The sequence below is a fragment of the Aeromonas sp. s5 genome (assembly GCF_040907865.1).
GTDB lineage: Bacteria > Pseudomonadota > Gammaproteobacteria > Enterobacterales > Aeromonadaceae > Aeromonas > Aeromonas dhakensis.
On sequence record NZ_JBFOCO010000028.1, the window covers coordinates 1 to 13,132 of the forward strand.

10 protein-coding genes and 1 rRNA gene are annotated in these 13,132 nt (G+C 58.5%); 4 read left to right on the top strand and 7 right to left on the bottom strand.

What is annotated here, in order from left to right; all coding sequences use genetic code 11:
• Positions 1–81: ribosomal RNA gene (locus AB5Y94_RS16445) — 16S ribosomal RNA — on the bottom strand; the annotation flags it as partial.
• 573 nt (positions 82–654) lie between these two features.
• Here AB5Y94_RS16445 and rapA point away from each other — a divergent pair.
• Both rapA and rluA read left to right on the top strand, forming a co-directional pair.
• Positions 655–3,522 carry an RNA polymerase-associated protein RapA gene (gene rapA / locus AB5Y94_RS16450; RefSeq protein ID WP_368206185.1) on the top strand — a complete coding sequence of 956 codons (2,868 nt, stop codon included), beginning with the start codon at positions 655–657 and terminating at the stop codon, positions 3,520–3,522.
• Between the two features lie 130 nt (positions 3,523–3,652).
• Positions 3,653–4,309: a bifunctional tRNA pseudouridine(32) synthase/23S rRNA pseudouridine(746) synthase RluA gene (gene rluA / locus AB5Y94_RS16455; protein WP_005309526.1), complete on the top strand. Its 657-nt coding sequence runs from the start codon at positions 3,653–3,655 to the stop codon at positions 4,307–4,309.
• Positions 4,310–4,382: 73 nt separating this feature from the next.
• On the opposite strand, the gene AB5Y94_RS16460 is transcribed toward rluA, so the two are convergent.
• From AB5Y94_RS16460 to AB5Y94_RS16480, 5 genes are all read right to left on the bottom strand, one after another.
• On the bottom strand, positions 4,383–4,571 hold the full coding sequence (locus tag AB5Y94_RS16460) for a hypothetical protein (RefSeq protein WP_080628999.1): 189 nt from the start codon (positions 4,569–4,571) through the stop codon (positions 4,383–4,385).
• A gap of 57 nt (positions 4,572–4,628) precedes the next feature.
• Positions 4,629–6,560 (bottom strand): bifunctional diguanylate cyclase/phosphodiesterase, encoded by a 1,932-nt coding sequence (locus tag AB5Y94_RS16465; protein WP_017785684.1) that lies wholly within the window; start codon positions 6,558–6,560, stop codon positions 4,629–4,631.
• Positions 6,561–6,583: 23 nt separating this feature from the next.
• Positions 6,584–7,081 (bottom strand): molybdopterin-binding oxidoreductase, encoded by a 498-nt coding sequence (locus AB5Y94_RS16470; protein ID WP_368206186.1) that lies wholly within the window; start codon positions 7,079–7,081, stop codon positions 6,584–6,586.
• A 96-nt stretch (positions 7,082–7,177) separates the two neighbouring features.
• Positions 7,178–8,812 (bottom strand): chaperonin GroEL, encoded by a 1,635-nt coding sequence (gene groL / locus AB5Y94_RS16475; protein WP_005309517.1) that lies wholly within the window; start codon positions 8,810–8,812, stop codon positions 7,178–7,180.
• Between the two features lie 42 nt (positions 8,813–8,854).
• Positions 8,855–9,148 (bottom strand): co-chaperone GroES, encoded by a 294-nt coding sequence (locus AB5Y94_RS16480; RefSeq protein ID WP_005309514.1) that lies wholly within the window; start codon positions 9,146–9,148, stop codon positions 8,855–8,857.
• A gap of 181 nt (positions 9,149–9,329) precedes the next feature.
• Between AB5Y94_RS16480 and AB5Y94_RS16485 the strand changes: the two genes are divergently transcribed.
• Positions 9,330–10,730, top strand: coding sequence for an MATE family efflux transporter (locus AB5Y94_RS16485; protein WP_368206197.1), 1,401 nt, complete (start codon positions 9,330–9,332; stop codon positions 10,728–10,730).
• A 23-nt stretch (positions 10,731–10,753) separates the two neighbouring features.
• Here AB5Y94_RS16485 and AB5Y94_RS16490 read toward each other — a convergent pair whose 3' ends face one another.
• Positions 10,754–11,230: an FxsA family protein gene (locus AB5Y94_RS16490; protein WP_019839814.1), complete on the bottom strand. Its 477-nt coding sequence runs from the start codon at positions 11,228–11,230 to the stop codon at positions 10,754–10,756.
• A 450-nt stretch (positions 11,231–11,680) separates the two neighbouring features.
• Here AB5Y94_RS16490 and aspA point away from each other — a divergent pair, with 450 nt between their 5' ends.
• Positions 11,681–13,123, top strand: coding sequence for an aspartate ammonia-lyase (gene aspA, locus AB5Y94_RS16495; protein ID WP_005309505.1), 1,443 nt, complete (start codon positions 11,681–11,683; stop codon positions 13,121–13,123).
• The last annotated feature ends 9 nt before the right edge of the window (positions 13,124–13,132 follow it).

Here is a 13,132-nt window from a genome sequence, read left to right on the forward strand (position 1 = left end):
ACTTTCCCGCTGCCGCTCGACTTGCATGTGTTAGGCCTGCCGCCAGCGTTCAATCTGAGCCATGATCAAACTCTTCAATTTAAGTTTGGTTGCCAATTAAGGCGGCTCAATGAATTGCTGAATTAACTGCTGCAACTTAAAAGTTGCTTTGGTCACTTCATCAGACATTGAAAATCAAAAATTGTTTTTGATGCTCGATGCTGTGAGTGCCCACACAGATTGCTTGATTCAAATTGTTAAAGAGCGACGCAGCTTTTGGCTGCTGCGGGAGTGGCATTCCACTCAACCGCCGTCTCGAGTCAAGCCTTATTTGCAAAGGCTTTTCGAGGCTACCGACTTGGCTTTCTGCGTTGCCGCTTGCCGTGTCGATGGAGGCGCATTATAGGGATCTGGATCACGCTTGCAAGCGACAATTCGCATTAAATTCGAATAAATCGTTCAACCGCTCAACAATCAATCAAAAAGTCGCTTAATCCAGCAATTTCCTCGCCCGTAGTCAACGCCATCTATCTTCAATCATACAGGGCAAGAGCTGGATCCACAGCAGGATGAAATGGCTGCCACCATCGCCATATCCATGGTGATCGCGCTCACGCCTTCGGGTAACATAGCGCCCCTTTGCGATTCACACACTCTTGGGCTTTGGAGAGTTTAATGCCTTTTGCACTTGGCCAGCGTTGGATTAGTGATACAGAGACGGATCTGGGTTTGGGGACTGTCGTTGCTGTTGAAGGACGCATGGTTACCCTGTTGTTTCCGGCTACCGGTGAAAACCGCATGTATGCCAAAGAAGAGGCGCCGGTCACCCGGGTCAGCTTCAATGTGGGCGATCAGATCGCCAGTCACGAAGACTGGACCATGATTGTCGATGAAGTGCAGGAGAAAGATGGCCTGCTTATATATGTAGGTGTTCGCACCGACAATGATGAGCCGGTTGCCCTCAAGGAAGTGTTTCTCAACAACTTCATCAAGTTCAACAAGCCACAGGATCGCCTGTTCGCCGGCCAGATCGACCGGATGTCCCGCTTTACCCTGCGCTACGAAGCGCTGGTCAACCAGCACAAACGTCGTCGCAATCCGACCCGCGGTCTGGCCGGTGGCCGGGTCAGCCTGATCCCGCACCAACTCTATATCGCCCATGAAGTAGGTCACCGTTATGCCCCGCGCGTACTGCTGGCCGACGAGGTGGGCCTCGGCAAGACCATTGAAGCGGGCATGATCATTCATCAGCAACTGCTCTCCGGCCGCGCCCATCGCGTGTTGATCCTGCTGCCCGAAACGCTCCAGCACCAGTGGCTGGTCGAAATGCTGCGCCGTTTCAACCTGCACTTCTCCCTGTTTGACGAGGAGCGCTGCATCGAGGCCTTTGCCGATGCGGAAAACCCCTTCGAAACCGAACAGCTGGTGATCTGCAGCCTCGATTTCCTGCGCAAGAAGCGCCGCCGCTTCGAACAGTTGCTGGAAGCCGAATGGGATCTGCTGGTCGTCGACGAGGCACATCACCTGGAGTGGAGCGAAGAGGCGCCGAGCCGTGCCTATGAAATGGTGGAAGCGCTGGCCGAACAGGTGCCGGGTGTGCTGCTGCTGACCGCGACCCCGGATCAGCTGGGCCACCAGAGCCACTTTGCCCGTCTGCGCCTGCTCGACCCCGAGCGCTTCTACGACTACGAGGCCTTCCTCGCCGAGGAGCAAGCCTATGGCCAAGTCGCCAGTGCCGCCCAGGAGTTACTGGATGGTGAGGCCCTGAGCGAAGCCGCCAAACAGACCCTAGCAGGCCAGCTGGATGGGCTGGATCTCACTGATGCGGCCGCCCGTCAGCAGGCAGTTGCCAAGCTGCTGGATCAGCACGGCACCGGCCGCGTGCTGTTTCGCAACAGTCGCGCCAACATTCAGGGCTTCCCCGAGCGTCATCTCAACGTCTACCCCATGCCGTTGCCGGAGCAGTACAAGACCGCCATCAAGGTGATGGGCATGATGGGTGGCAACGGCGGCGATCTGCAGACCCGTGCCCTGCGCTACCTCTACCCCGAGAAGATCTTCCAGCAGTTTGAAGGCGACAACGCCAGCTGGACCCAGTTTGACCCGCGCGTCGACTGGCTGCTTGAGTTGCTGATCTCTGCCCGTCAGCAGAAGATACTGGTGATCTGCTCCGAAGCGGCCACCGCCATCGCGCTGGAAGAGGCCGTGCGTACCCGCGAGGGGATCCGCGCAGCCGTCTTCCACGAGGGGATGTCGATCCTCGAGCGGGACAAGGCGTCCGCCTATTTCGCTCAAGCTGAGGGGGGCGCCCAGGTGCTGCTCTGCTCCGAGATCGGCTCCGAGGGTCGCAACTTCCAGTTTGCCAGCCATCTAGTGCTGTTCGACCTGCCCCTCAACCCGGATCTACTGGAGCAGCGAATCGGCCGTCTCGATCGCATCGGCCAGCAGAACACCGTCGAGATCCACGTTCCCTATCTGGAGGGCACTTCCCAGCGCGCCCTGCAACTCTGGTATCACGATGGCCTCGATGCGTTCGAGCAGACCTGCCCGACCGCCCGCCCGGTGTTTGAAGCGGTGCGTGACGAGCTGTTCGAGCTGCTGGCCGCCAACACCGGTGAGCAGGCGACCCTCGAAGCACTGCTGACCCGCACCCGCGAGTTGCACGAGCCCCTCAAGGCCAAACTGGAACAGGGCCGCGATCGTCTGCTTGAGATCCACTCCAGCGGTGGCGAAGCCGCCCAGCAGCTGGTCGAGAAGCTGGCCGCCGAAGATGACGACACCGGCATGATCTCCTTCGCCCTCAAGATGTTCGACGAGATCGGCGTCAATCAGGATGATCGCGGTGAGAACGCACTGGTGCTGATGCCGGGCGACCACATGCTGGTGCCGAGCTTCCCGGGACTGCCGCAAGACGGCATGACCATCACCTTTGATCGCACCACCGCCCTGTCGCGGGACGACATGTCGTTCCTCTCCTGGGATCACCCCATGATGCGCGGCGGTATCGACCTGATCCTCGGCTCCGAGATCGGTGCCACCTCGGTAGCTCTGCTCAAAAACAAGGCGCTGCCGGTCGGCTCCATCCTGTTGGAGCTGATTTTCGTCGCCGAGTCTGCGGCCCATCCCCAGCTCTACCGCTTCATGCCACCGACGCCGATCCGGCTGCTGATGGACAAGAACGGCAACAACCTAGGTGAGAAGGTGGCCTTCGATGCCTTCAACCGCCAGCTGACGCCAGTCAACCGCCACCTGGGCAGCAAGCTGGTCACCGCTTCCCAGCCAGTGATCCACGGTCTGATTGGCCAGGGCCAGGCGATTGCCGAAGGACTGAAGGCGAATATTGTCGACCAGGCCCGTACTCAGATGGCGCAAACTCTGCAGCATGATCTCGATCGTCTGGAGGCGCTCAAGGCAGTCAACCCGAACGTGCGCGACAGCGAACTGGATTATCTGCGCAATCTGCAGGCAGAATTGCACCACCTGATCGACCAGACCCAACTCAAGCTGGATGCCATCCGCTTTATCGTGGTTACCCATAACTGATAAAACTGTGAAAGCATCGTCTGGTTGATAACGACCAGACCCAACGCGAGTTGGCTGCCATGCACTTTTATCGTGGTAATCCATAACTGATGGGGGCTTGCCCCCGCTTTGACCAAAGATGCGAGACGCTATGTTTGTATACTCACCGCCCCTGGAACCCTGGCTCGATATCCTGTTCAAGGACAAGGACATCATGGTGGTCAACAAGCCCACTGGCCTGCTGAGCGTCCCCGGGCGCGGCCCCGAGAATGAAGACAGCGTGCTCCATCGGGTGAAGCAACAGCACCCCAAGGCGGCGGCAGCCCATCGTCTCGACATGGCGACCACAGGCGTGCTGGTGATCCCCCTCAATCCCAACTCTCACCGGGAGCTGAGCCGGCAATTCCGCGAGCGGGAAACCGAGAAGCACTATCTGGCCTGGGTGTGGGGCGAGCCGGAACTGGATGCGGGTGAAGTGGATCTGCCGCTCTGCGTCGACTGGCCCAACCGCCCGAAGCAGAAGGTGGACTTTGAGGAGGGGCGTCACGCCCTGACCTTGTGGCAGAAGCTGAAGGTGGAAAATGGCAACAGCCTGATCAAGCTGACCCCCATTACCGGTCGCTCCCATCAGCTACGGGTTCATATGCTGGAGCTGGGGCACCCCATTCTGGGGGATAACCTCTACGCCAATCCGGAGGCACTGGCGGCGGCACCGCACCTCTATCTGCATGCAGCAAGCCTGACCATCAGCCACCCGCGCAGCGGCGAGCGGATGACCTTCGAGGCACCAGCCCCTTTTCCGGTCTGAGCCAAGAGAGACATCGCGATATCGCAGACATAAAAAAGCCCCCATCGACGAGATGGGGGCTTTTTCGTTAGGGTCAGACGCGAATATCGATTTTACTTCCCAGAGAAGCGTTGGCCGATGTCGGTGCAACCGGTGCTGATTGAGCTGCTGTTTGCAGCAGTTTCAATGCAGATTCACCTTCTTGGGTCTGCTGTTTCTTGGCCAGGCTGGCCGTCATCAATGCAGAACCAAATGACGCAGATGCAGAACTAGATATATCCATGGTGTACCTCCTGCCCTAAGACTATCGGCCATCTTAGGCCAGACATGAGCACTTTGGCTAAATTAAATACGCCTTGTCGGGCTGACGCCGCTCCAGCCACTCCTCTTCCATCTCCAGCAGGGTCTGATAGACCTTCTCCGCCTGCTCGGGACGGCTGAACAGATAACCCTGACCATAGAGATGGATGTCGGTCAAAGTGCGCAGCACGTCGAGCTGGGCCTGGGTTTCGATCCCTTCGCACACCAGACTCTTGCCCAGCATGGAGCCCATCCGGCAGATGTTGGCGACCAGCTCGGACGCTTCGATGGAGGTATCGATCCCCTGAATGAAGGAGCGATCGATCTTCACCTTGCTGACCGGCAGTTTCTGCAGATAACTGAGGGACGAGTAGCCCGTCCCAAAGTCATCCAGCGCCAGCTGTACCCCTTGCTGGTTGAGATCCTGCATCAGCTGCAGGGAGTTTTTCACCTCGCGCATGGTGGTGTCTTCCGTCACTTCCAGCACCAGACTGGCAGCCGGGATATGGTGGTCCATCAGTGCCTTGGCCACCAGTTTCAACAGGTTGCGCTGATACATGCCGGGAGAGATGTTCACGCACATCTGCAAATCCACCAGGCCCAGCTGCTGCCATTGATAGAGCTGCTCACAGGCGGTGTTCAGCACCCAGCTACCCAGCTTTTCGGCCAGCTGAAACTCTTCGGCGACCTGGATCACCTCGTTGGGCGGGATGAAACCAAGCTCAGGGTGACGCCAGCGCAGCAGGGCCTCGACCGCCTCGCAACGGCCGCTTTCCAGGTTGACGATGGGCTGATAGTAGAGCTCGAGCGCATTGTGCTCCAGCGCCATGATCATGTCGCTGGCCAGATGCTTGCGACGCGCCGTCTCATTGAGCAGCGAGCTGTCGTAGATGACGTATGGCACATGGGTCTTGCGGCTGTGGAACAGTGCCTGCTCGGCCCGGCTGAGCAGTTCCTGGGCCTGTTTGCTGTCCATCGGGAAGAAGGCGATGCCGATGCCCACCTCCAGCCGGAATGGATAGTTGTCGATGATGATGTCCTGCTTGAGCGCGTGCAGCAGACGGGCTACCAGCTCCCTCACCTGACGCAGATCACTGCTCTCGCGCTGGATCATGGCGAACTGGTCACCGCCAAGCCTGGCCACCCACTCACCGTTTTCACACAGGCCGCGCATCCGTTTCGCCAGCTCCTGCAACAGGAAGTCACCGGTGTTGTAACCGAACTTGCTGTTGATGTCGCGAAAGTCATTGATGTCCACCAGCACCAGACCAAACGGCGTCTCCTTGCTGGCGTAGGATTCCATCTTCTCAAGCAGGGCCAGACGATTGGAGAGCCCGGTCAGGGGATCTATCCGTGCCACTCTGAAATGGCGGCGCGCCTCGCGGATCAGCAGACCGCTCAGCAGCATCACCGACAACACCAGCCCGGATACCATGAACAGCAGGGCATTGCGCAACTGGCCGAAGCGCTTGTCATTGCCCGAATAGACATTGATGTTCTTCTGCATCACGGAGGCGAGGGAATAGGAGAGTGGTTCCTGCAGAGGCGACAGTCGCATCATGATCTGCTGATAATCCGGCGTTCCCGACTTCAGGTTGGTGATGTTGGGCTCCATCTCGCGGATATTGCTTTCGATCAACTGCACAAGCCGCAGAGTCTTCTGCTTGTCCTTCATGCTCTGACGCAGCTGGCCGCTGAGCAGGATGGGGGTGCGGCTCCAGAGGATGTCGTAGCGCAACATCAGGGTATCGTGATCGATGCCGCCATAATGGTAAATCTCGACGGAGTTGAGGAAGCGCCCCAACTCCAGTTGCAACTGCATCAGGGCCCAGGAGACGTCATAGGTATACTTTTCCATCACCCGGGTCGCATTCTGTATTTGTGCAAGGCAATACAGAGTGCTCCCGGTGAACAGCAGGATGGATAGATAAAGAACGATGAGTAAAGGCCACGCCTTGGTCTTTGCTTTCACTCGTGCTCCCAGAAGCAACTACATCAATGCTGAATATCAATGGCATTCAATTGCCAAATCATCATGTCGGTAAACTCCGAGCGTTTCAGCTCGGGATATTGATCCAGCGGTAGGATAAACCAAAGCGGTCCCTTATTCCGTACCCGCATGGTGACCCCATCATCTTGCCAGGCCAGAATAGGGTCGTATTGCTTGACCTTATCCCAGTTGATCCTGATCTGAAAACTGTTCAATGCGGTCAGGGTGATCGCCTTGCCATCCGCACCGACAGCGGCCAGCACATCGGCCAGCTTGGGGCCCACATATTTGTGCGGTTTGTCGACCCAGGGGTTGGCGGTCACTATCTCGTGCTGCGGCAATGCCTTGAGCATCGCCAGATCGAAGGAGACCACCCCTTCGGTCGCTTCCGCCGGTTGTACATTGCCGGTCACCTTCAGGATGACGGGACCTTGCGGCGTTTCCAGCGCCATTGCCGGCATGGCCAGAGAAAACAGTAATGAAATCAAACCCAGTACACGCATGTTCACCTCGGATAAAGTCACTGACAATAGACTCAGTCTAGTCGCCACAAAAAAAAACGGCCCGCAAAAGCGAGCCGTTTGGTAACACTGGCCGAATTACATCATGCCCATGCCACCCATGCCACCCATGTCAGGCATGGCAGGGGTATCTTTCTTCGGCAGCTCGGAGACCATGCACTCGGTGGTGATCATCAGACCGGCAACGGAAGAGGCAAACTGCAGGGCAGAACGAGTCACCTTGGTCGGATCCAGGATGCCCATGGCCAGCATGTCGCCGTACTGTTCGGTGTAGGCGTTGTAGCCATAGTTGCCTTCGCCGTTCTTCACCGCGTTGGCGATGACGGAGGCCTCTTCACCGGCGTTGATGACGATTTGACGCAGCGGAGCTTCCATGGCGCGCAGGGCAACCTTGATACCCACGTTCTGGTCTTCGTTGTCGCCACGCAGACCGGTCAGTTTGGCAGCAACACGCACCAGCGCCACACCACCACCGGCAACCACGCCTTCTTCCACTGCAGCGCGAGTCGCGTGCAGGGCATCGTCGACGCGTGCTTTCTTCTCTTTCATCTCGACTTCAGTGGCAGCACCCACCTTGATCACCGCAACGCCGCCAGCCAGTTTGGCTACGCGCTCTTGCAGCTTCTCACGGTCGTAGTCGGAAGAGGTCTCTTCGATCTGCTGACGGATCTGGGCTACACGGCTCTCGATCAGGCCTGCATCACCCACGCCATCGATGATGGTGGTGTTCTCTTTGGTGATGACGATGCGCTTGGCACGGCCCAGGTCTTCCAGGGTCGCTTTTTCCAGCTCCATGCCCACTTCTTCGGAGATCACGGTACCGCCAGTCAGGATGGCGATATCCTGCAGCATGGCCTTGCGACGGTCACCGAAGCCCGGCGCCTTGACGGCAGCCACTTTCACGATGCCACGCATGGTGTTGACCACCAGAGTCGCCAGCGCTTCACCTTCAACGTCTTCGGCGACGATGATCAGCGGCTTGCCAGCCTTGGCCACGCCTTCCAGCACCGGCAGCATTTCGCGGATGTTGGAGATTTTCTTGTCGACCAGCAGGATGAAGGGGTCGTCCAGCTCGACGGCACCGGTTTCCGGCTTGTTGACGAAGTACGGGGAGAGGTAGCCACGGTCGAACTGCATACCTTCAACCACTGCCAGCTCGTCTTCCAGACCCTGACCGTCTTCTACAGTGATGACGCCGTCACGGCCCACTTTGTCCATGGCTTCGGCAATCAGCTTGCCGACTTTCTCGTCGGAGTTGGCGGAGATGGTGCCAACCTGAGCGATGGCGTTGTTGTCTGCGCAGGGCTGAGACAGCGCTTGCAGTTCGGCAACGGCGGCCACCACGGCCTTGTCGATACCGCGCTTCAGATCCATCGGGTTCATGCCGGCGGCAACGGCCTTCAGGCCTTCGTTGACGATGGCCTGGGCCAGTACGGTCGCGGTGGTGGTACCATCACCGGCAGCGTCGTTGGCCTTGGAAGCAACTTCCTTGACCATCTGGGCGCCCATGTTCTGGAACTTGTCTTCCAGTTCGATTTCGCGAGCGACGGAGACGCCATCCTTGGTGATGGTCGGAGCGCCGAAAGATTTGTCCAGCACCACGTTGCGGCCTTTCGGGCCCAGGGTCACCTTGACTGCATCGGCCAGGATGTTGACGCCTTCCAGCATCTTGATGCGGGCTTCGTTGCCAAACTTGACTTCTTTAGCTGCCATTTTGTTCAGTCCTTCAATCAATTCTTGGGGGAAAGGGGTGGATTACTCTTCGACAATCGCCAAGATGTCGGTTTCAGACAGGATCAGCACGTCCTGACCATCCAGCTTCTCGGTCTTCACACCGTAGCCTTCGTTGAAGATCACCTTGTCACCAACCTTGACGGCGAGGGCTTTGACGTCGCCATTATCCAGAATTCGGCCAGTCCCCACGGCAAGAACTTCACCACGGGTGGACTTCTGGGCCGCCGTACCAGTCAAGACAATGCCGCCAGCGGATTTGGCTTCAGCTTCGATGCGCTTGATGATGACGCGGTCGTGCAGTGGACGAATTTTCATCGATAACTCTCCCAAAATGAGTCTCTGTGTTGCTTTGAGGAATGGCCATTCCTGGCCAAATTAGATATGTCTCCGATGTGGGGTACGTTTGTTAACCCTTCAAGGGCAAATACAAAAAAAATATTTTCACGTACTATGAAGGTCTTCGATGGATCGCCCGAGTCCCGGTCAGGAAACCGGTTTGTGCTGCCAGCAGCCAGAACTCCGCCAGATGTACAGAGACCAGCCCGTGACCCGACCCAATCCCCTGCTGACAGCCCCCATGACGTCCGTACTGCTGCGCATGACGGGTCCCATGATCCTCGGCATCGTCGCCATCCTCGCCTTCAACCTGGTCGATACCTTCTTCATCGGCATGTTGGGCACCCAGGCACTGGCCGCCATCAGCTTCACCTTTCCGGTCACCTTCGTGGTCACCTCGCTGGCCATGGGGCTGGGGGCCGGCCTCTCCGCCGTGATGGGTCATGCCCTCGGCCAGGGCAAGCATGAAGAGGCCGCCCGCATCACCACCGACAACCTGTTCCTGGCGGTGCTGCTGGTCACCCTCATCGCCGTGGCGGGGGCGCTCACCATACACCCGCTGTTCCGGCTGCTCGGTGCCAGCGATGCGCTGATCGCCCTCATCTACGACTACATGCTGATCTGGTATCTGACCGTCCCCATGCTGGTGCTGCCCATGGTGGGCAATGCCGCCATCCGGGCCACCGGCGATACCAAGACCCCGAGCCTGGTGATGACGGTGGCCGGACTGGTCAACGGTGTGCTGGATCCCCTGCTCATCTTCGGCATAGGCCCCTTTCCCGAGTGGGGGATCCGCGGCGCCGCCATCGCCACCTCCCTCTCCTGGTTGATGGCCATGCTGGTCAGCCTCTATATATTGCGCCACCGCGAGGGCCTGCTGCGCTGGCGCCTCTCCCCGCGCCCGCAGCTGCTGGCCCACTGGCGCGCCCTGCTGCACGTGGCCGTGCCCGCCTCCTTCACCAACATGCTCAACCCGCTGGCCAATGCGGTGCTGATGACCATCTTCGCCGGACTGGGCACCGAAGTGGTGGCCGCCTACGGTGCCGCCTCGAGAGTCGAGGCCCTATTGCTCATCGTGATGATGGCGCTCTCCTCGGTGCTGGCTCCCTTCATCTCGCAGAACTGTGGCGCCGGCAACCCGGCCCGCGCCAAAGCGGCGCTGCAGCTCTGTATGCGCTTCGCCCTGCGGTTCCAGCTGGCGGTCTACGCGCTGACCTGGCTGCTGGCCCCCTTCATCGCCGATCTGTTCAGCGATCACCCGCAGGTGGTGCGCCTCATCGTGCTCTATCTGCACCTGGTGCCCATCGGTTACGGCTTTCAGGGCATGGTGATGCTGCTGGCATCCGCCTTGAATGGCGTGAGGGCATCCAGCATCTCTTTTCTGTTCAACGGCTTGCGATTGTTTGTCTTCTTGCTGCCAGGAGCCTGGCTGGGGGCAAAACTGGGGGGAGAACAGGGGATTTATCTGGGGATCCTGCTGGCGAACCTGGCGGCGGGCACTCTGGCCTGGTGGTATGCCCGCCACCGCTTCGAGCAGTTGTGCCATCAGGGCAAGCCCTGATGGCTGGGGATTGAGCGCAGCACTTACTCCTTGCGCTCGAACTCCCCTTCGATGGTGGTACCGGCGCGCGGGGATTGACCCGGCTGGTCACTGCCAGGCACCTCGTCGAACGGCTGCTGACGGCCCTGAAAACCGCCCATCTGCATTCTGAACTGGTTGCTGCCGATCAGCTTGTCGGCCAGCTTGTTGCGCAGCCAGGGTTGCAGCAGCAGGATGCCGAAGAAGTCGGTCACGAAGCCCGGAATGATCAGCAACAGACCGGCCAGCGCCAGCATCATGCCCCCCATCACCTCACGTCCCGGCATCTCCCCCTGCTGCATCTTCTGCTGCGCATTGAACAGGGTCTTGATCCCTTCGCTGCGCACCAGAGAGGAGCCCAGTACCGCCGTCAGAATGAGCAGGCCGACAGTCGGCAAGGCGCCGATCACGGAGCCCACCTCGATCATCACGGTGAGCTCGAGCACCACCAGACCGACCAACAACAGAAACAACTTGCCCATAACAACCTCAGTGCGGGTGAATGTGAATGAACCGCCGGCGAGACCAGACAGCCGTCGATGCCGCTGCCAACCCGCCATGATATTGGTTCCTGTTGATTAAAATGGGGGTCAGCGCGCACTTTTCAAGTGCGGAGGGTGACGCAGCGCCGGATCCGCAGAAAAACCGGCTTTCCGGACTGTGATTGAAGTCATTGTTCTGTCAAAGTTAATCGGTCGATTGCAATATCTGTTTAATGACCACAAGTTATTTGAGGTTGTCTCAAATTTAGTGATCCAGGTCTAATATCAGATACCTCAATTGGGGTAATATCGACGCCAGTAATGAAGGAGGCAAAAAAGGCCTCCAACCGCCCCACTCGATGTGTGGTGCTTCAGGATGAACCGTGCGTAAGGAACTCGCGACCACTCGGTGAGGATCGTTTCCATTTATCTGATTTCTGAGGCATTACAATGAGCGACATCAAGAACGTCCGCATTGAAGAAGACCTGCTGGGCACCAAAGAAGTTTCCAACGACATGTACTACGGCGTACACACCCTGCGCGCCGTCGAGAACTTCAAGATCAGCTCTCAGAAGATTTCTGACGTTCCGGAATTCGTCCGCGGCATGGTGCTGACCAAAAAGGCCGCCGCGCTGGCAAACGGCGAGCTGGGCACCATCCGTCCTGAAATTGCAGACAAGATCGTGGAAGCCTGCGACCTGATGCTGAACACCGGCAAATGCTTCGACCAGTTCCCGGTCGACGTTTACCAGGGCGGTGCCGGCACCTCCGTCAACATGAACACCAACGAAGTACTGGCCAACATCGCCCTCGAGCTGATGGGTCTGGAAAAAGGCCGCTACGACGTCATCAACCCCAATGACCATGTCAACAAGTGCCAGTCCACCAACGACGCCTACCCCACCGGTTTCCGCGTTGCCGTGGTGAACAGCACCGACACCACCCTGTTTGCCCTGGAAGCGCTGATCGCCGCCTTCGATGCCAAGGCAGCCGAGTTCAAAAACATCCTGAAGATGGGTCGTACCCAGCTGCAGGACGCGGTACCCATGACCCTGGGTCAGGAGTTCCACGCCTTCGCCGTCACCCTGCGTGAAGAGATCAAGTCCATCAAGCGTTGCCAGGAGCTGCTGCTGGAAGTGAACCTGGGCGCCACCGCCATCGGTACCGGCCTCAACACCCCGCCCGAGTACTCCGCCCTGGCCATCAAGCGCCTGGCCGAGATCACCGGTCGCGCCTATGTGCCAGCTGAAGATCTGATCGAAGCGACCTCCGACTGCGGCGCCTATGTGATGCTGCACGGCGCCATCAAGCGCATGGCGATGAAGCTCTCCAAGATCTGTAACGACCTGCGTCTGCTCTCCTCCGGCCCGCGCACCGCACTCAAAGAGATCAACCTGCCGGAAATGCAGGCTGGCTCCTCCATCATGCCGGCCAAGGTCAACCCGGTCATTCCGGAAGTGGTCAACCAATCCTGCTTCAAGGTCTTTGGCAACGACGTCACCATCACCTTCGCCGCCGAAGCCGGTCAGCTGCAGCTGAACGTCATGGAGCCGGTGATCGGTCAGGCGATGTTCGAATCCCTGAGCCTGATGGAAAAGGCCTGTATCTCCCTGCGCGAGAAGTGCGTGGAAGGCATCACCGCCAACCCGGAAATCTGCATGAACCACGTGCTGAACTCCATCGGTATCGTGACCTACCTGAACCCCTTCATCGGCCACCACGAGGGCGACATCGTCGGCAAGATCTGTGCACAGACCGGCAAGAACGTCCGTGAAGTCGTGCTGGAACGCGGCCTGCTGACCGCCGAACAGCTGGACGAAATCCTCTCCATCGAGAACCTGATGAACCCGCAATACAAAGCCAAGCGTTACACCCGCGAAGCTACCGTATAAGCGAGCAAA